This is a genomic window from Xenococcus sp. PCC 7305 (assembly GCF_000332055.1).
Lineage (GTDB): Bacteria > Cyanobacteriota > Cyanobacteriia > Cyanobacteriales > Xenococcaceae > Xenococcus.
Map to the genome: position 1 here is coordinate 25,260 of NZ_ALVZ01000212.1, position 18,773 is coordinate 44,032.

Genomic DNA, 18,773 nt, shown 5'->3' on the forward strand with positions numbered 1-18,773 from the left:
CAATGGTCAATGGTCAATGGTTAATTGGCACAAGCTGCACAGCCATCAATAGATTCCTTGAAATCATCTTTCTGCACCGTGCGAATGTAATAAACCGCTTTGCAACCCTCCTGCCATGCCATTAGGAGTGTGTCCAAAATATCCTTAGCTTTGAGGGACCTTTCTGGCTCGTCAGGAAAATATACTCCCTGGTTGAGATTGAAAAGCAATTCCATGGAAATTCCTGTGTCAATCCATTTTTGAATGGTGGCAACTGCTTTGATCACGATTTTTTGATCGAGAGTTTTGTTCTCGTGATAAAACCAGAAAGCATCCTTAATAAATGGTGGCGCGATCGGCACTGTTCCTTTGGCCCATTTATCGTAAAAGAACTTGCTGTAAACTGGTAATATACTTGCGCTACAACCCTGTACTAAAGAAGAAGAAGTATTCGGCGCGATCGCTGTGATATGGGAATTTCGAATGCCATATTGCTGAATATCTTGAGACAGCTTGACCCAGCGTTCCTGATCCTGCGCATGTTCTAAAAACCATTCTACAGGCTTAGCCCCAATCAATTTGCCCTGATTCCATTCGCTACCACGAAAAGCTGCATAAGCACCTCGATCTTTGGATAGCTCCATTGATGCCTTGGTACACCAGTAACCAATTTCTTCAAATAGAAAATCAATTTCCGAGATACTTTTATAGGTCAAACTGCGTTTAGCCAACCAGTCTGCTAATCCCATCGCACCAACCCCAATAGTGCGGTATTTGTCGTTATGGGCTTTGCTCGCTTCAAAAGGAGGGCTAGTAATATCAATTGTGTTGTCAAGTATTCTGACTGCTAACTGACAGATATGGGCTATTTCCGTTTCGGCAATATTGGCTAGATTAAGGGACACTAGATTGCAAGAATGTCCTTCAACTCCTGGCTTGACATTAGAAAAGCTCTCGCAGCAAAGATTTACTCCAGGAATATAGCCTTCATGTTTGTTGGGATTGGCCCGATTGATCGTATCTTTAAAGGCTAAATAGGGCATTCCCGTTTCCACCTGCGATCGCATAATTTCTTTAAAGAGTTCGCGGGCGTTAATTTTTTTATAAAGCTTAATTTTTTTGCCTAGTTCCGCTTCAATGCGAGCATAAGCTCTTTCAAAGTCTTCCCCCCAAAGCGATGCCAACTCAATTCCCAATTGAGCCTTTACTTCATAGGGATCAACCAGCGCCCATTCTGCTTTGGCTTCTACCCGACGCATAAATTCATCAGGAATCACTAATTGGGGAAATACATCATAGGCTTTGCGTCGTTGATCCCCATTTTCAGTTTGCATCTCCAGAAATTCGGGCACGTCTAAATGCCAAACATCCACGCCAACTGTAACGGCCCCAGCTCGACGCCCACCCTGGTTTACTGCGATCGCGGTGTCATTGAGTAACTTAATCCAAGGAACAATGCCCCCAGAGGCTTTATCTTTACCCATTACCCAGCTGCCGGTGGCCCGAATCCGCGAAACATTAACGCCGACACCGCCGCCATTTTTGGAGATTCTCGCAGTATTGGTGATTTCGCTGAAAATACTTTCTAAATTGTCATCCATCGCGACAATAAAGCAACTGCTCAAAGAACCATTGGGAATTCTCAGGTTAGCGAGAATGGGAGTTGCCAGAGATATTTTTCTTTCTGCGATCGCCGTGTAAAATTGTTTAGCGACAGCTAATCTATTCTCTGGTTTTTCTAACTGAGCCAGCAACAAAGCACAAGTTAGATAGGCCTCTTGAGGCAACTCGTCGGTCAATAAATATCTTTTAGTTAATAAAACAGCACCGGCATAATCGTAATCGAGATCCCAATCCTGATTAATCCAAGAGCCAGCTACCGCTAATTCCTCAGGGGAATATTTGAGGATCGCCTTATCATAACGCTCTGCGGCAACCTGAAAGGCAACGCTTTGGGGATAATTATCATATCCAAAACCTCGACTTACCAGAGTATCTTTCCATAAACTCCAAATATGGAGTCTTCCCGCAACATAACGCCATTCTGGTTCTTGGGGACTACACATCGATAAGGCACAATCAATCAGATTATCCTGGATTTCTCTAGTGGTAACCCCATTTTTCAATCTAGTAGTCAATCCAGCTTCTAAAGTAATAGGATTAACATCTTTCTCTGCACAGGCCCATTGGACGACAGAACGAATCTTTGTAATGTTGAGATCGGTAGTGGAGCCATCTCTGCGGACTACTTGAATATTTTTTGGGGTCTTCGGTAATGAAACAGTTGGTAGGGTTTGGATTTGCTGCATATATTTGAGGACTCAAACCAGTTGATTGTCTTATGAATTAATACTATAGCTCATCTCCACAGTACATATGGTGCTTTTTTAAGAATATTAAGTTTTAAATACGCCATATGTAGTTTTGGTTTTTTTGGTGAACACTAGCAAATTACCCGTGATGCTGCTATAGTTGCCTCTAACGCACTCGAAGGGATTATAATTTGGGGATTGAAAAGTCTTTGTCCTTAACTTCTATTCTTTAAAAAATAAGACCTTCGGAGCAAAGCTCCGATATTTACCCCCACTACAATTAAATCAATCAATTTCTCAGTGGATAAGCAGAGCAACGAAACCTATCTAAATCACCCTAACTTTGGGCTTCTTTATCGAATTTGTCTGATTCAAAATAATCAGGAGTTATTTACAACTCTTTATGCTCAACGTTTATTTTTCTTGGTAACTATTAACACCGACGGGTTCAAGTTTGATCCGATCACCCGATCTGATGCACGCTTAATGGTAGAGGTTCGTCTCAGAAAATTGCGTTCTCAAAATAGTGTCGATCAATATCAGGAACTACAAAAAGCATATAAAAGAACTTTTCAATAGACGTAAAGAACCATTAAATTAATAAGAACTCGCGTAAGAATCAAGAGGTCAATTTGAACATAAAAGGAAGTTAATAGTTTGTTTATATTTCTTTTTTTAAAACTAAAGGCATCATTTCTTCCATAGAAGCAGAAGACATACTTGACTCTATTTTTGATTGAATAAAACTGGCCAGAAGCTGATTAACTGAACGGATTTCTGGTGAGGTGTCATATTTATAAACAATTTCATAAATGCGCTGTTTGATGAGTTTATTCGTCTTGCGCAGAGGAACTTGTTTTTGTTTTTTTCTGATTACAAGATCGGGTTTGCAGCTTCGATCTTTGAGATCTGGAAGGCCATATTCCCGCCAATAGCCTTTATAGATATGACTTTTGTCATTTTGATAAAGTTTAAAGCTTGGTAAACTAGGAATATATAAAGAATAGAAACCTGCTTCTTTAGCCACTTGGAAAGTCCCATAGTTCTTTTCTCGTTTATCTAGTAATTTACTAATAGTTAATGACAAGGAAGGGAATTTTTGCGCTAAATCGGCTGAACTATCTTGGGTTACCATGAACTATCTTCTTCGTTATTAACCAACCGCATTATTATATACATAACCCCGATGATTATCTAAAGTTTCTTATCGTTTCAATCTAAAAATGAATCTTAATCTTCAAACAGAACAACCAGCAAGCTTAACTATTATTGGTGCTGGTGCCTGGGGTAGTGCCTTGGTTAATCTTGCTCAAAAAGCAGGAAGCCGAGCACAATTATGGTCTCGTCGTAGTTTTCAATCGTTAAAATCAGTCACCCAAGATGCGGAAGTGATTCTCTGTGCAACTTCAATGAAAGGGGTTAACAGCACGATCGCCCAACTTCAAAAAATCTCAATTCCTGAAACTACAATCTTAGTCAGTGCAACCAAAGGTCTCGATGCGATAACTATGCAAACACCGTCTCGGTTATGGCAAACCGCCTTTCCGCAAAACCCCGTGGCGGTTCTTTCGGGCCCCAATTTATCCCCAGAAATTGTGCAGGGTTTACCTGCTACCACTGCGATCGCAAGTACCGTTCAGGCTGCTGCGGAAAAAGTACAAAAGATGTTCTCCTCAGATTTGTTCCGGGTCTATGTCAACGATGATCCCATAGGGACTGAGTTAGGCGGTACGTTGAAAAATGTTATCGCGATCGCGGTTGGAGTCTCTGATGGCCTGCAATTAGGCACCAACGCCAAATCTGCCCTGATCACCCGTTCGCTCAAGGAAATTATCGCTGTAGGCACTCATTTGGGAGGCAAAAGGGAAACTTTTTGGGGTCTTGCAGGTTTAGGCGATTTGCTTGCGACTTGTAGTAGTAGTCTCAGTCGTAATTATCGTGTCGGCTACGAACTAGCTCAAGGTAAAAGTTTGGCTACGGTTTTAGATGAGTTGCAAGGCACGGCCGAAGGCGTAAACACAGCTCATGTTTTATTGAAACTTGCCAAGACGCAAAATATTCAAGTCCCGATTTGTCAGCAAGTTTGTCTGTTGCTGAATGATGAGACAACTCCCAAAGAAGCATTAGATGCCTTGATGAATCGTGAGCTGAAATCAGAATTTATTAAGTAAAAAAGTATTCAATTGTGCAAATACTAAAGTTGGCTAATTATTATGATTTTTCAATTGTTCTTTTAAAGATGCCAACGAAGCCCAACGATTATCAACTTGGGTTGTTTCCTCGCCAGCAGCAACTTGAGTTGCACCAACACAAGATTCCCCACAAACTTGACGGATCGGCATAGCTAAAGACAATTGTTCATAAATCCAGGTCTGGGGTTCAAAATATCCAGTGGGAGATAAGTTTTCGGACAACTCTTCCAAGAGAACTTCCCTTTCTAAGGGCAAATTTTCCAAGTCTGGATTGCCAGCTTCGAGCCAAATCAATTCTGAGGTTGCAATTTTTAAGCGATGATTGTAATTTTGCACACAGCGATCGCAGATTAAGGTAACAATAGTTTCTGCCTCTACTGACACATCCAGAAAATTGCCTCCATGTCGCACAATTAATGTTCCTTTCACCGGAGTCAAAGTATCCAAGCCAGAAATAGAGTTATTAATGGAAATCTCAGTGGTCTGGTCTGGGGCTTTAAGTAACTTAGGGATATAAATCGCTTCCATGACTAAAAAACGAGGGTGAAAGTGACCCTCGTAATAAAAAACTATCGTAATTTGACAATTAATTTTCGATGGGGTTCTTGGCCTCGACTTTCTGTGGCCAAATCTTCGGAATTTTGCAAAAAGGAGTGAATTTGTCTTCTCTCTGCGGAGGACAAATCGCTAATCTCAACTTCCTGACCAGTTTCTCTTACTTGGGTTGTGGCTTGATCTAATAATGCAGTCAACTCCTGATACCGTTTAACACGATAACCATCCAACTCAATAGTATAAGAACCTTGAGCATTTTGTTCTCGATTGATGTTCAACAGAGTATTCGCTAGATACTGAAGAGCATCGATATTGTGACCCTTTTCGCCAATTAACAATTGAGATTGTTCGGGGGATAAATTTGCCGCTTCGATGTTTAGCCAACAAGAATCGAGATCTTCGGGAATGGTCTCAAAACCCTCTGAGATCGCAGTTGCTGGCATCCCCATTAAGGCCAATACTTTCTCCAGCCAAGATTTACCTCTTTCTACTTGATTTTCCATAATTTATTTAACCAGAAGTTTTTTGCTGCTTCTTCTTAGAGCGCTTGCGCTCAAAGGGTATTTCCTCTCGGCCTTTTTGTTCCTTTTCCTGTTCGTCTAAGATTTTTTGCAAATTATCTGGCAAGGGTTCACGAGTTAAAAACCAGGTTTGACCCATTTGGAAGATATTCGCCACCACAATATACATTAATACCCCAGCAGGTAGAGGGAAAAAGAGGAACATCCCACTAAATAACAAAGGAGTGATCTTGGTCATCGCTTGCTGCTGTTGTTCGTTTTCTGAGGCAACTGAGCCCTGGCCAGCAGTTGTGAGTTGCTGGTTGAAATAAATGCTAATCCCAAAGAACAAAACCATACCCAAAATATCGAAGTTGATGTTGCCATCCTCATCCATAACTCCGACTTGACCTAAAGCTTTGATGAATAAAAATCCTGTGTTAGCTGCAATTCCTGGTAATTTTACTTCGATGGTGGCATCCCCAGGAGCTAAAGGTATGATTCTGCCATCAGAGGTGATTTCAACTCTTTCAGAACCTTTCGTAATATTCCATTGGGGCGTAATGTCACTAACTGAGTACTCATTCAGTAAACTAGATAAACTCTTGCCTTCTAAAGTCTGAAATTCTATTCTAGTTGGTTCTCCCACTGCCAATGTACTACCCCCAGGCAATAAGGCTGCAAGTTTATAATGAACACCATCGTTAATATAGATATTTTGTGCTTTCGTTACGAAAGGTTGGGGAATAATTCTCTCGACCTGTGCTTTGGGGAGAATTTGGACATCAACAGTGTAGGGAGTGTCGGTGAACGGCGAACCACGCAAAGTAGCAAATAAAGCAAACAGAATGGGCATTTGGAGTAGTAAGGGCAAACAACCGGCCAAGGGGTTGCCAAACTCTTTCATTAATTTTCCCATTTCTTCCTGCTGTTTTGCAGGATCATTTTGATAACGTTGCTTGATCTCCTCTTGTCTTGATTTCATCAAGGGCTGAACGATTTTCATTTTTCGCATGTTGCGAATTTGTCCTGCACTAAGAGGATATACAGCAAAGCGAATTACCAAGGTGAGGGCAATGATCGCTAGACCATAACTAGGCACAATCCCGTAAAAGAAGTCCAGGATTGGCAACATAATGTTGTTAGAAATAAAGCCGATACCAAAATCCATTATTTAATCCGTCCACCCTTTGCGCGGTAATTTTCCACAGTCTAGTTTATCCCATCACCGATGAATCGAGATGGGTTTATTTGTTATACCAATTTAACTATACATCCAAAAATGTGAGTCTATTTCGCGATCGCCTCTGCTGATTGACCTGTTTTAATAGCTGCTCTTTCAGAAATATACTCATAAATCTCACGAAATTGAGGTAAAGCCCTTAATTCCAAACGACTTTTGTCTTTTAGTGTTATTACCAAATCTCCCCATAGGCCAACTCCTCTAGGAACCTTGACAACTTTAACAACCTGATTATAGATGATATCAGTTTGATCTCTGCCCATCCAACCACCAATGACAGAAACACGGCGGCTAGTAATGCGGTAGCGCAGCCATAGAGCTCGGACAATGGCTCCTACAGTTAGGGGAATACAAATTACCGTAAATGCCAGCAAGATATTGAATATCAGATCGCCCACATGGGGGCCACCCTCATAAAACACGTCTTCTTTAATACCCATTGATTATTTTCGTTTTTTTTAATAACTCTTCCAATTCTCGCAAAATATGGTCATATTTGCATTCAACTGCTGTCGGTTTGACCACAACCACAATTTTCCAACTATCCAAGATGCGAGGTCGTAATTCTAAGAAAGCCCCATTAATTTGGCGTTTAATGCGATTTCTAACTACAGCTTTTTTACTAACTTTTTTTCCTATGGAAACCCCAATACGGCTGGGACTTACTGGAGCTTCTTGCTCGCCGCTAAACTTTGCAGACAAGGCCCTTAAAATTAAATGCTTGCTATGACGAGATATTCCTTGCTTGTAAACAACACGAAAATCCCGCCAACTTTTCAGGCGATGAATTTGAGGCAATCCCACATTAATCCAGATACCTCTAATTTAAACAGACAAACGATGACGACCTTTTTTCCGACGAGCTTGAATTACTTTTCTGCCGTTTTTGGTTCGCATCCGAGCCCGAAATCCCGATTTTCTTTTTTGTTTGCGGCTAGTTCCGCCTAAAGTACGCTTAGTCACTTATTTACTCCTCCCTAGATAAATATATTTTTTAGATATAAAAAGTCACAATCCCTAATTATACAATAAGTGCTAGGGATCTATGCTGAGAATCCAGGTTCCTAGATGTTGCCTAATGGGGAGATCATCGGCTGGTAAGACTTGACAGTGGAAATAATAGGTTCCAATTTCAGGATTCTTGACATTCGAAAAAACAATTTCGACTTTTTTACTTTCTTTGAGAGGCTCTTCAAGATCGATTTCAATGATATAACTCTCTTTGTCCCAAATTACTTCTCGTAAAGCTAAAGATTCTTGCTTTTTACCCTTTTTAATGCGGACTTCTATTTTATCGACGTCAAATTTGCCGTCATAATAATCGGGATAGGCGATAAAAAATTTCGAGGCACCACCGATGAGCTTTTTCCCTGGCACTCTCAAGCGATAGCGATCGCGAGCATTGGCCTTCCCACCAAAATCAAGGTAGTAATCTAAAATATTTTCTCGACCGACACCACTGAAAATAGTTAAACCAGAATTTCCTTGAGCAAAGGATATCGTCGCAACCCCACCTAGCAGGCAACTAGAGAGAGCGAGACTAGAGAAAAGACGCTTGAAATTAAGTTTGTTCTTTAGCATAAAATTTGGGTTGAACAGAAAATTATCATCACTTTTTTAATTAAACTTTACCATTTTTCGACTTTAGCAAAGTTTCCTTAACTTTAGTGACGCTTGCCTAGTAAAAAAGTGCCAAGTTGCAAACTGAATCGCTCAATCATAATTGGCTATTTGCTCAAAGATTAAAATCCAGGGGGAATTAATACTTCATTGATTGGAATAATCACACCGTTGTCAGCCCGAATGGGATCGCCAGCGATCGATTGGTTGATTTTAACTCCTACTTTATTGCCGGCTAGGGGAATGCCAGTAATTTGAACAGAACTTTTGTCAAGTAGAGTAGCCACTGCCTGTCGTTTAATATCTTGTTCGTCAATAATCCCCGCAACCAGATGATATTGCAATAGTTTAGTAAGATTCTCCGGTTGAGACAATTTACTTTTGATGCTTGGGTCTAGAGCTGCAAAGGCTTCATTAGTGGGGACTAAGATTGTTATAGAATCCTGAGTCATGCTTTCTAACAGGCCCGAAGCTTCGAGTTGAGCATAAAAGCTTTCGTATTGGGGCGAAGTTTCCAGCACTTGCTCAACACTGGGCTCATCTTCACTTTGGTAAAACGCCGCAGCTGGACTAAAAAAACTAGCAGAGGGAAAGAAAAAAGAAGATTGTGCTAGAGAAGCGGTAGAAAAGGCGATTGCACTGCTTGCCAGACCTAGTCCTAACAACAATTTTTTAAACTTTTGTCGAGGTTTCATAATTTTTAGCTTCCTAATAATAAATTTGAAAACAGCAGATCAATATACATTTATTATATCTCTAGGTTATAGTGGGGAATCTTATGTAGGAAACTCAGGTTATTATCAGAAAATACTGCTAGGATCGGAACCTATAAGATATCCAGCTCGCAAGGGTTAGACTATATATAGGAGTCCATATCTTAGCCCGAAGAATAATAAACCTTAAGATCGGTAAATTAACTGTCTTTAGAGAAGAGTAGAATGTCCCAGATAGAAGATAGTCAAAGCAATTGGGAAAATTCGGTTAGAATTCCCAATGAATCTATCGAATCTAACATAAAAATTATTGGTCAGCGCTATCAAATTGTTCAGGAGTTAGATAGAGTGGGAGACCATAGGATCTATTTAGCAGAAGACAAGGATATTATGAGTAGTCCTCTTTGTCTGATCAAGGAGATTGCCTATGGGGAATCAGAGCAGGGAATAATAGCAAACAACCATACTAATTGGCAGGAAATAGTTTCACTACAAAATCAATTAGCACTTCACCCTCGAATCCCTCAAGTTCTCAATTCCTTTGCCGAAGAGTCCTATTTTTATTTGGTTTTGGAATACTTGGAAGGAGAAAGCTTATCGCAACAGGTAACAAATCAGTGTCTCAATGAAAACCAAGCAATTATTCTGTTGCAGGATATCTTGGAAATTTTGTATTTTGTTCATGATAACTATATTGTTCAGGGTAATATTCAACCTTCAAATATTATTAAAACTGCCATTGATCAAAGATTTGTGATTAAAGATTTCAGTAATATTCTTTTAATCCAGGTCGGAGATATTGAAACTCAAAACCTCAATGCTGATAGCCGGACTTATAATCAATCAAGTTTTCTCGCCCCTGAATATATTGTTGGTAATCCTATTTTTAGTAGTGATCTTTATGGTTTGGGAAAAACTGCTATCTACGCTTTAACTGGTAGTCAATCGACTAGGGCTCAAGATCTGACTACTGATGTCGAAGGCAAAAAAATTCATCCTCAACTAAAAAAAATCTTGGCTCGCATGAGTGATGCCAATGTCGCAAAAAGATACAATTCTGTGCTGGAGGTTATTAAGGATCTTAATAAAATATCGACGGCAAATAATCTTCAGGAGTTGACTATTAGCGACTTGGATCCAACTAATATTGGTCAGACTTTAAAAGATACAAAAGGCAATAGTTCGGCTCCTCCTGGTAATACTAATATACTGAGCAAGCTTTCTCCTATTTTTAAGCCACTCCTGGGTTTAGTTACTGTAATTGTTTTACTGGAGTTTTTTTCTCCATTTCTAAGGCCCAACTATTATATTTTGCGGGGCAAACAGCTATTAGACACAGAACCAGGAGCTGCTTTAAAGCGTTTTCAATCGGCAATTGAGCTGCACTCTAAATCTGCTTCTGCTTGGAAAGGAAGAGGTACTGCACTTTATAGCTTAGAACGTTATCCAGCTGCTCTGATCGCTTATGACAGGGCCATTCAGCTTAATCCTAAAAGTGAACAAGCCTGGAAAGGACGAGGGGATACTCTTTTCCGTTTAGAACGTTTTGAGGCGGCCTTAACTTCCTATAATAAGTCTTTGCAGATACAGCCTAATAATGCAGATAGTTTAAATCGCAAAGGACGAGCTTTATATAAATTAGAACGTTATCAAGAAGCTCTATCAGCGCAGAATGCCGCTTTGAAGGCCAAGCCTAATTATGCTAGAGCTCTAAGCGATCGCGGAATTGTTTTAATCGGTTTGGGGCAATATCAAGAAGCGGTGGAAAGTTTTGATCAGGCTCAGGGTATAGAGCCTCTTAACCCCGAATTTTGGCAAAATAAAGCTCTGGCTTGGCAATATCTTGGCAAAAATCAAGAGGCGTTCCGTCTTTATCAAGAAGCCCTACAAGCCTATGACACTTTGCTTCAGGATGATCCCCGGAATGTGACAGCCTTAATTGATAAGGGCAATGTGTTGACGAAACTGCAACAGCATGAGAAGGCTCTAATCGCTTACGAATTGGCGATCGCGAATAATCCTGACTCCCATTTGGCTTGGTTAAATAAGGGTAATGTCTTATTTGCCCTCCAGCAATATCAAAGGGCCCTTGAAGCTTTTGACCGCGCCCTGAAGTTGAATCCTGAATCCTATATCACTCAGCATAACCGAGGCTCGCTACTTCGAGATGGTTTAAAAGATTATCCTGAAGCGATCGCATCCTATGACAAATCGATCGACTTAAATCCTATTTTCTATCATGCTTGGCGCGATCGCGGATTTGCCCTCAGTCAAAGTGGGCAACAATATCTGGCCTTAGAATCTTTTAAAACTGCTTTGGAAATCAAACCCAATGATTATAAATCGTGGATCGGCAGAGGTATTGCTTTATCTTCTCTGAACGAAATGAATCAGGCGATCGCAGCCTTTGATAAAGCAGAATCTATTCAACCGAAAGACCCCTTTGTCTTAATAAATAAAGCTTCCGCATTAGAAAAAACTGGTCAGCGCCAAAAAGCCTGTGTCACCTATAAAAAAGTGACCACACTCAATCCCAGTTTCACCCCTGCAATCTCAGCCTTAGAAAGATTGGGCTGTGAGCAATAGAAAGTCAATGGTTAATGTTGATTTTACCTGGTTTTCAGCAGCTCAATAATTTGATAATTGGCTTCAGGAAAATTAAACTGGTCGAGTTCTTCGATATTTACCCAGCGAGTTTCCTGACATTCGATCGCCTGGGGCTCTCCTGCCAAATGCTGACAGTCATGAACAAACAAAGTCACTTTAAACTTTGAATAATCATGTTCAATTTCCATAATGCGATCTCCCACATTCACTGCGATCGCTAACTCTTCTTGAATCTCTCTTCTAATGCATTCTTCGACAGTTTCTGCCCCTTCTATTTTTCCTCCGGGAAACTCCCAAAACCCAGCCATCTCACCCTTTGGCAGTCGGCGATCTATAAGTATTTTACCTAGATTATTACGGATCACACCGACCCCAATCAGTTTATGGGGAACAGAAGACAAGTTACTGGACATGAAGCAATTAAGAATGAAAAACCAAAAATGGATAACTGTTAATTATCCATTGTCATTTATTCTTGGTCCAACAAACCACTATTCAGTGTTTGTAATGACTTATCAAAAGCCATTCTCTGTTCAGCATTTCTGATGAAATAGCCACTCATCATTGCAGAAGCCAGCAATCGGCCTAAATGTTCTCGATTAGTATTAATGGAAATCTCAAATTGTTCTGAGGGAAGGCTGCCCAACAAACCAACGATGTTTTGCTCCATCACCTGGAATACTTCCTTCGATTCGGGCTGCGAGAGTTGGGCAATAGTATCAGAATTTAGAGACTGAACATATTGCCAAAGTTGGTTAATGTCACCTTCACTGCTAAATACATTTTGGGTCCGATTTTCTCGATCCACCTGTTACCTCCTGAAGATTGTACTAACGGAGTCGTGTCAGTTAGTGATGCTAGCTTATACTGACCAATGTAACAATTGTATGACTACTTCGCATCAGGTAAAACCGAACCATTACTAGTAGAGTTTTCACTGCCCTTTGGCCTAAAACACTCACTTAACTAGCTAAATACTCTCTAATCACAGTTTTACGTTGACGAAGTTTGGTCAGAGCTTCTCGTTCAATTTGTCTAACTCTTTCCCGACTAATGCTCAAAAAAGTCCCTATTTTAGCTAGAGTTAAAGGTTTACCATCTCTCAAGCCGAATCTCAGGGAAATCACCTCTTGTTGTTGGGGAGTTAGCTCGGACATTAAGCGGCTGAGATCTTTTCTGAGTGAGGAAGAGGTTGCATAATCTTCGGGAGATTGACCCATATCGACCAACATATCCCCCAATTCAGTGTCATTATTGTCGCCAACTTTGACATCTAGGGAAATGGGCTGTCGAGATTTTTCCAGATAATCCCTAACCTGTTTAGGCGTTAGCTCAAGCTCTTCTGCTAACTCAGCAATAGTTGCCATTCTGCCTTTTTGCTGCGCTAATTTTCTTTGCGCTTTTTTGATTTTATTGAGTTTTTCTGTAATGTGAATTGGCAAACGAATTGTCCGTCCTTTCTCCGCGATCGCCCTGGTGATTGCCTGGCGAATCCACCAGTAGGCATAGGTCGAAAAGCGATATCCTTTAGTCGGGTCAAATTTTTCAACTCCCCTTTGCATCCCGATTGTCCCTTCTTGAATCAAGTCCAATAGGTCGAGATTACGCTTGAGATATTTTTTGGCGACGGAAACGACCAATCTAAGATTCGCTTCCACCATTTTTCGCTTAGCGGCTTCCCCAGCTTCGAGAGTTGTTTTCAACTCTTTAACGGAAAGCTTAGCTTCTTTTGCCCATTGAGAATAGGTCGGCTCTTGCCCTAATTTCTCCTGTAGAGAATCTTTGATTTTCACTAAGGCAATTTCTCTTTGTACTCTTTTTGCATAGTGAATTTCTTCTTCATGAGTTAGAAGATCTACCCGTCCAATTTCTTTTAAATAGCTTCTGACAAGATCGTTGGATTTACTTGCTGCTTTCATAATTTATTCCTTATTTTTTTCCTTGTGCTTGGATGATGGAGATTATTAAAGATCAATGAGCCTAAATTACATGAGCTGATTTTATCTGAGAATTTAAGGATTTTCACGCAAATAGGCGTTAAAATTAGACTTTAAATTGACCAGTATAAGTAGTAAATGAACTTTGGACGATCTAGTTGAAAACACTTGGCTATTTTCCGAATACAGTTCAAATCCGACTAGTATATAGTTGTTGTTGATAGAATTTATTTGTTTAATTGTTAAATATTGTAACAAAAATTAGAGATAAATACAATTTTGATCATAATCACATGGGTTAAGTACTATGGACTTTTCTATTTTCATTAGGAAATTACAAAGGATTATGCTGGATGAGCGTGCTAATCCGTAATTCTTTTATAGTTTTTTTACATGGTGAGTATTTGAGCAGACTGTAAATTTAACTTGGATGACAAGCAGACAAATCCATAGTTTTGCAGTTGCGCCTTAAGATTCAAGAAGGTAAGGAGCCCCGCATCATAACGATCAGGATACATGTAATAAAAAACGAGAACTGCATCCTAGAATACCGACTTAGTACTTTTTAACTTCTTTGTCAGTGGGAGTTTATCAGAAAAATTTCCTTATGACTGAGAGGTTTTTATGACTGGTAAGCTTACCAGAGGAGCCGTGAAGGTGACCGTCGAACCCAAACCTTCCCCCATGCTATAGAAAGAAATAGTGCCGCCCATCGCTTCGACTAATTTTTGAGAAATTGCTAAACCTAAACCAGTGCCCCCATAGGACTTAGTGCGAGAGCCATCCACCTGAAAGAAATTTTCAAATAATTTATTCTGCTTTTCGAGGGAAACTCCAATACCCGTATCAGCGACACTTATTTTGACCATTCCAGGAAATTGTTGAGCATCCCAGGTAACCTTCTTGTTACTAATTTCTGCGCTGACATAAACTCCCCCTTCATGGGTGAATTTGATTGCATTGCCCACTAGATTAAGCATCACCTGAAGTAAGCGCTGATAATTGCCATAGATAATAACAGGAGTTAAGGTGGCAGGGGTTTTAATCTGAAAACTAAGCTTATTTTGCTCTGCTTGGGTACGAATCAAATTATCAACGTCTTGAAAGAGATCAGCGAGTTCGATATCAGTTAATTCTAAATCTATTTTTCCCGCCTCAATTTTAGCGATATCTAGGATATCGTTAATTAAATTTAGAAGATGAAGGGAAGATTTGTAAGCTTCTTGCAGAAATTCTCGCTGTTCTTCCGGATTATCCGCCATGCCTTCCAAAAGCAGCTTGATAAAACCGATAATGCCGTTGAGCGGGGTACGCAATTCGTGGGATGTATTGGCTAAAAAATCACTCTTAAGACGATTAGCTTCCTCTGCTTGAAAACTAGCTAATTCCAGCTCCTGATATAACTTGGCATGAGCGATCGCTGTGCCCACCTGTTCTGCCAATTCTCGAAGTAATTCAATTTCTGCTGGTTTCCAGTCACGGTAGTGATCCCATTGTTGTAACAAGATTAAGGCATTACTCTCGTTATTATAGGGGGCAGAAGTCACCAGAACTGACTTACAATTTTGCTGGTTAGTCTCTAAGTTATCTGCCGCGATCGGGCTTGAAGAATTAAGAGCTTGTTTGAGATATAGTGCCTGGTCGATTTTTATTGTCGAACCCAGTGCCGAATTAACTCCCTGCTGGCGGTATTCTGCGACGACTTTAAGTTCGGTTTGAACATAATTTTGCGATAAAATCAGACACCGACTGACAGAAAACACTTCCCCTAAGCTATTTACTGTTTGCTGCCAAATTGTTTCTAAATTGAGACTTCGATGAATTCGTCCTGCAATCTGAGTTAGGAGTTTTTGATAGCTGTAAATGGGAACAGGAGGACTAGAATTATTTAAGGGAAAGATTTCCGATTCTTTTAGCAAATGTCCCATCACCAAGACAGTTGTCGGATCTCCCTGACTAGGTAATATGGGACTAACAATCAATTCTAAGGGAAAAGACTGTTCTTGATATTGAACCCAACAGTAAAACTGCTCTGGTAGGCGACGATCTACAACTCGATTAATTTTACTTAAATATTGCTGGCGATCTGAAGGGGTAAAAATTTCTTCGCAGGAAGAGCCGATAATTGCTGTTTTGTCTAGCCCAAACTCTTCTGCTCTGAGCCACCAGAATGATAGATAGATGCCAGCGCGATTTTGAGTGAAAATCATCTCCGCGCCCAAATTCCCCCAGTCAACAGAGTCAACGGAGTTAGCAATAGCGTCATCTGGAACTAAATCTGAATTAAATTCAGCGAACATCAGCAAATATCTTCGGTTGGGCTAGAGAAAAAGGTAATCGCAACCTCTTCCCTGAAACTATAACCTATAGATATGTAAAATCGCGACACTTAATCTGAAATACTTCAGCTCATCAATCACTATTTTTTGCTTTAACCTCGCTAAGCTCTGAAGGTTTTAGGGGTTAGGTTTTAGGTTTTAGGTTAAATTATTTGTAAAGATCAAATAAGGCTTGCAACCCGCTTTTGTAACCAGAGCCTAACGCATTCATGCGCCATTCTCCATCTTTACGATAGAGTTCGGCCATTACTAAGGCTGTTTCAATAGAATAATCTTCTGTTAAATCGTAGCGAATTATTTCTTCTTGATTTTCTACATTAACAATGCGCACAAAGGCGTTTGCCACCTGCCCAAAATTCTGTTTACGTTCTGCTGCTTGATGAATGGTTACCGCGATCGCAATCTTGACAACCTCATTCGGAACTTTCGTCAAATCCACTTCGATAACTTCATCATCCCCTTCCCCTGATCCTGTGCGATTATCCCCTTTAACTCTCACTGCTTTATCTGGATCGGGACTCTGGAGATTGTTGTAAAAAACGAAATGAGCCTCTGATACTAATTTGTCATTGCTTCCGAGTAAAAATGCTGAGCCATCGAGATCAAAGTCAGAGCCTGTATCTGTTGTTTTGAGATCCCATCCTAAGCCAATAAAAATATTTTTTAATCCCGGCGAAACTTTTTCGAGAGATACCCGTTGACCTTTAGCTAAAGAAATACCCATGATTTTATTGTTAAATTTCTAAATTTTTTTCTCGCCCTCAACGGTAGTCTTTTATTTGCAAATAATGCTTTTGTATTTAATAAATCTTTTCATTCCCAATAATCGAGAAACGAACCTTGACTGATTCCCGTCAAACGACGATATTTAAGCACGGCTTCTGCTTCACTAAGACTAGCGACAATATCTACTGCCATGCGAACTTTTTCTTGGTGAATATCTGCCCCTTGCTGTTCGCGATCGCCTAGTGCAATATATTCTCTGACGAATCTGACAGGAATAAAACTGAGATCCCCTTCTTCTATGGCCTCAAGATACATGGTGAATAGAGTGCGGACAATTCTTTTTTGTCCAAATCGTTGAGTAGCCAAACGGGGATTCGAAATTACGTAATACCAAACAATCCTTTGCAAAAATTTTAATTCTTGTTCTTTTTGCGAATCCTGTTGTAAATGACCGCGGCCTTGATATTCTGCACTTAATTTAACTGACTTGATATAGCTCTGAATTAACTGAGAACTAATTCGTTTAATTTGTGCTTTTTGTTCAAAAGTCCCCTGTCGATATTGCCCGCCCATATTATAGGTGGCATCAAGAAAATTTTGAAATCTATTGGGCTCGCTCTTAACTATTTGAGCTGTTGTATTTTGAGGGAATTCCCGTAACCATTCGGTGATAAAGTGATTGAGTTCATCTCTGTCCGTGGCTAATAACTCTAAGGGAATTAACCCAGCTAAATAAAAATCCTCCAAATCATGGACACTATAGGTAATATCGTCAGCATAGTCCATGATGCTCGCCTCAATAGTTTGGGTTTCATCTTTAGGGTTTCTAACGAAATTAAAGGCTTTTTGGTCGAGATTGTAAACTGAGTATTTACGCCATTTTGGCGAACTTTGATTGCTGCTCCGTAACCAAGGATATTTTAAGACGGCATTGAGAGTTGCTCTGGTCAGGTTCAAGCCATAGTAATCTATGCGATGGATTGCCAGTTTGGTTAGGACTCGAAAAGATTGGGCGTTTCCTTCAAAGCCATCTTGTAACCCATGTTTGACGGCGCATTTATCTAGTTCTCCTTCTGCAGTGTGACCAAAGGGAGGATGTCCTAAATCGTGAGCTAATGCTGCTGCTTCGACTACATCAGGATCAATTCCTCCAATTTTATTGGCGATTTCCGGTTGAGATTCAATTAATCTTTCAGCAAGTCTTCTCGCAACCTGACCTACTTTTAGAGAATGAGTTAAGCGATTGTGAAAAACATGACCTTCTTGGGCGGTCACCACTTGGGTTACTTGGGCTAAGCGACGAAAAGCCGAAGAATAGAGAATGCGATCGCGATCTATTTGAAAAGATTTTCTGCGATCGCCTGGTTTATTTCCTTGACCATCAAAAGGCTGGTACTGTCTCTCTTCTCTTCTCGACATAAATCAATGAGCTACGAGCATTTGAGATCACTATAGCGAAGTCGGAACTAACATTTGAGTTCTAAGTCCCAACTAGAGGTAAACTGAGCTTTGCCTTCTTCGACTAGTTTCCAAGCTGCTTCTTTTACTGTGCGATGAGACAAAATCAGCTCTTCCGTGAGATTTGCTTCTAATTCCTGAAGACTCATGGGAGCTTGCTTCGCCTTAAGATGATCTAGGAGCAGACATCTAGTTTTTTCCGTTTTTTCAGCAGCCGGCACGTTCATAGTAAAAATCGCTTTAACCTGAGATTAAGAAAATTGTTTACACTATCCATAGAGTTTTATACCACATATTTTCGAATCCTGGCTCTGCATATAGTGTAACTGCCAAGGGATGTGGTTAAAGTCAAAGAAAATTTAATTAATCTAAAAAAATAATTAATCAGGGGAAAAGCTACTGTTTCCTAGGAACAGCAATAAATACTAGCTTAACTTATGGTTCTAATTGAGATAATGGCGGGAGGCGGATTTGAACCACCGACCTTCGGGTTATGAGCCCGACGAGCTACCAGACTGCTCTATCCCGCGGCAGCTTACGCAGTATAACAACAAACCTCAGCGAAAAGCAAATTTATTTTTTAGCCATCAAT

General features: G+C 40.2%; 20 protein-coding genes and 1 tRNA gene. 3 read left to right on the forward strand and 18 right to left on the reverse strand.

Translation table 11 applies throughout. The annotated features are described in order from the left end of the window. Positions 1–20 precede the first annotated feature (20 nt). On the reverse strand, positions 21–2,288 hold the full coding sequence (locus XEN7305_RS17910; protein ID WP_006510902.1) for a ribonucleoside-diphosphate reductase subunit alpha: 2,268 nt from the start codon (positions 2,286–2,288) through the stop codon (positions 21–23). 303 nt (positions 2,289–2,591) lie between these two features. Here XEN7305_RS17910 and pipX point away from each other — a divergent pair, with 303 nt between their 5' ends. Beyond that, entirely contained in the window at positions 2,592–2,870 is a 279-nt protein-coding gene (gene pipX, locus XEN7305_RS17915) for a transcriptional coactivator PipX (RefSeq protein WP_006510903.1), read from the forward strand. An 82-nt stretch (positions 2,871–2,952) separates the two neighbouring features. Here the strand turns inward: pipX and XEN7305_RS17920 are convergent, their stop codons facing one another. Beyond that, positions 2,953–3,426, reverse strand: coding sequence for a hypothetical protein (locus tag XEN7305_RS17920; protein WP_006510904.1), 474 nt, complete (start codon positions 3,424–3,426; stop codon positions 2,953–2,955). An 88-nt stretch (positions 3,427–3,514) separates the two neighbouring features. Between XEN7305_RS17920 and XEN7305_RS17925 the strand changes: the two genes are divergently transcribed. Further along, positions 3,515–4,462, forward strand: coding sequence for an NAD(P)H-dependent glycerol-3-phosphate dehydrogenase (locus XEN7305_RS17925; RefSeq protein WP_006510905.1), 948 nt, complete (start codon positions 3,515–3,517; stop codon positions 4,460–4,462). 33 nt (positions 4,463–4,495) lie between these two features. On the opposite strand, the gene XEN7305_RS17930 is transcribed toward XEN7305_RS17925, so the two are convergent. From XEN7305_RS17930 to XEN7305_RS17960, 8 genes are all read right to left on the reverse strand, one after another. Further along, positions 4,496–5,011 (reverse strand): DUF177 domain-containing protein, encoded by a 516-nt coding sequence (locus XEN7305_RS17930; RefSeq protein WP_006510906.1) that lies wholly within the window; start codon positions 5,009–5,011, stop codon positions 4,496–4,498. A gap of 41 nt (positions 5,012–5,052) precedes the next feature. Continuing rightward, positions 5,053–5,541 carry a R3H domain-containing nucleic acid-binding protein gene (locus tag XEN7305_RS17935; RefSeq protein ID WP_006510907.1) on the reverse strand — a complete coding sequence of 163 codons (489 nt, stop codon included), beginning with the start codon at positions 5,539–5,541 and terminating at the stop codon, positions 5,053–5,055. Positions 5,542–5,548: 7 nt separating this feature from the next. Beyond that, a complete protein-coding gene (yidC, locus tag XEN7305_RS17940) occupies positions 5,549–6,709 on the reverse strand; it encodes a membrane protein insertase YidC (protein WP_006510908.1) in 1,161 nt (386 codons plus the stop codon). Between the two features lie 119 nt (positions 6,710–6,828). Then, the gene (locus XEN7305_RS17945) at positions 6,829–7,221 is read right to left on the reverse strand and encodes a PH domain-containing protein (RefSeq protein WP_006510909.1); all 393 of its coding nucleotides are present in this window, start codon (positions 7,219–7,221) and stop codon (positions 6,829–6,831) included. Then, positions 7,211–7,585, reverse strand: a complete 375-nt coding sequence (gene rnpA / locus XEN7305_RS17950) for a ribonuclease P protein component (RefSeq protein ID WP_006510910.1) — start codon at positions 7,583–7,585, stop codon at positions 7,211–7,213. Before rnpA ends, XEN7305_RS17945 begins: the two co-directional genes overlap by 11 nt. A gap of 21 nt (positions 7,586–7,606) precedes the next feature. Further along, positions 7,607–7,744 carry a 50S ribosomal protein L34 gene (rpmH, locus tag XEN7305_RS27810; protein WP_006510911.1) on the reverse strand — a complete coding sequence of 46 codons (138 nt, stop codon included), beginning with the start codon at positions 7,742–7,744 and terminating at the stop codon, positions 7,607–7,609. A gap of 72 nt (positions 7,745–7,816) precedes the next feature. Next, positions 7,817–8,362, reverse strand: a complete 546-nt coding sequence (locus XEN7305_RS17955) for a DUF2808 domain-containing protein (protein ID WP_006510912.1) — start codon at positions 8,360–8,362, stop codon at positions 7,817–7,819. A 161-nt stretch (positions 8,363–8,523) separates the two neighbouring features. After that, entirely contained in the window at positions 8,524–9,096 is a 573-nt protein-coding gene (locus XEN7305_RS17960) for a fasciclin domain-containing protein (RefSeq protein WP_006510913.1), read from the reverse strand. 243 nt (positions 9,097–9,339) lie between these two features. Between XEN7305_RS17960 and XEN7305_RS17965 the strand changes: the two genes are divergently transcribed. After that, positions 9,340–11,700 (forward strand): tetratricopeptide repeat protein, encoded by a 2,361-nt coding sequence (locus XEN7305_RS17965; RefSeq protein WP_006510914.1) that lies wholly within the window; start codon positions 9,340–9,342, stop codon positions 11,698–11,700. Between the two features lie 23 nt (positions 11,701–11,723). Here XEN7305_RS17965 and mutT read toward each other — a convergent pair whose 3' ends face one another. The 8 genes from mutT to XEN7305_RS18005 all read right to left on the reverse strand — a co-directional run bounded on the left by mutT (position 11,724) and on the right by XEN7305_RS18005 (position 18,711). Beyond that, on the reverse strand, positions 11,724–12,134 hold the full coding sequence (gene mutT / locus XEN7305_RS17970; RefSeq protein WP_006510915.1) for an 8-oxo-dGTP diphosphatase MutT: 411 nt from the start codon (positions 12,132–12,134) through the stop codon (positions 11,724–11,726). A 56-nt stretch (positions 12,135–12,190) separates the two neighbouring features. Then, positions 12,191–12,529: a DUF760 domain-containing protein gene (locus tag XEN7305_RS17975; RefSeq protein WP_006510916.1), complete on the reverse strand. Its 339-nt coding sequence runs from the start codon at positions 12,527–12,529 to the stop codon at positions 12,191–12,193. A 154-nt stretch (positions 12,530–12,683) separates the two neighbouring features. After that, a complete protein-coding gene (locus XEN7305_RS17980) occupies positions 12,684–13,640 on the reverse strand; it encodes an RNA polymerase sigma factor, RpoD/SigA family (RefSeq protein ID WP_006510917.1) in 957 nt (318 codons plus the stop codon). A gap of 623 nt (positions 13,641–14,263) precedes the next feature. After that, positions 14,264–15,958 (reverse strand): ATP-binding protein, encoded by a 1,695-nt coding sequence (locus tag XEN7305_RS17985; RefSeq protein ID WP_006510918.1) that lies wholly within the window; start codon positions 15,956–15,958, stop codon positions 14,264–14,266. Positions 15,959–16,145: 187 nt separating this feature from the next. Next, complete coding sequence (locus tag XEN7305_RS17990; RefSeq protein WP_006510919.1) at positions 16,146–16,721, reverse strand: TerD family protein; 576 nt, start codon at positions 16,719–16,721, stop codon at positions 16,146–16,148. An 89-nt stretch (positions 16,722–16,810) separates the two neighbouring features. After that, positions 16,811–18,142 carry a deoxyguanosinetriphosphate triphosphohydrolase family protein gene (locus tag XEN7305_RS17995; RefSeq protein ID WP_006510920.1) on the reverse strand — a complete coding sequence of 444 codons (1,332 nt, stop codon included), beginning with the start codon at positions 18,140–18,142 and terminating at the stop codon, positions 16,811–16,813. A 47-nt stretch (positions 18,143–18,189) separates the two neighbouring features. Next, entirely contained in the window at positions 18,190–18,408 is a 219-nt protein-coding gene (locus tag XEN7305_RS18000; protein ID WP_006510921.1) for a hypothetical protein, read from the reverse strand. Between the two features lie 229 nt (positions 18,409–18,637). After that, positions 18,638–18,711 (reverse strand) — tRNA-Met (locus tag XEN7305_RS18005). Between the last annotated feature and the right edge of the window lie 62 nt (positions 18,712–18,773).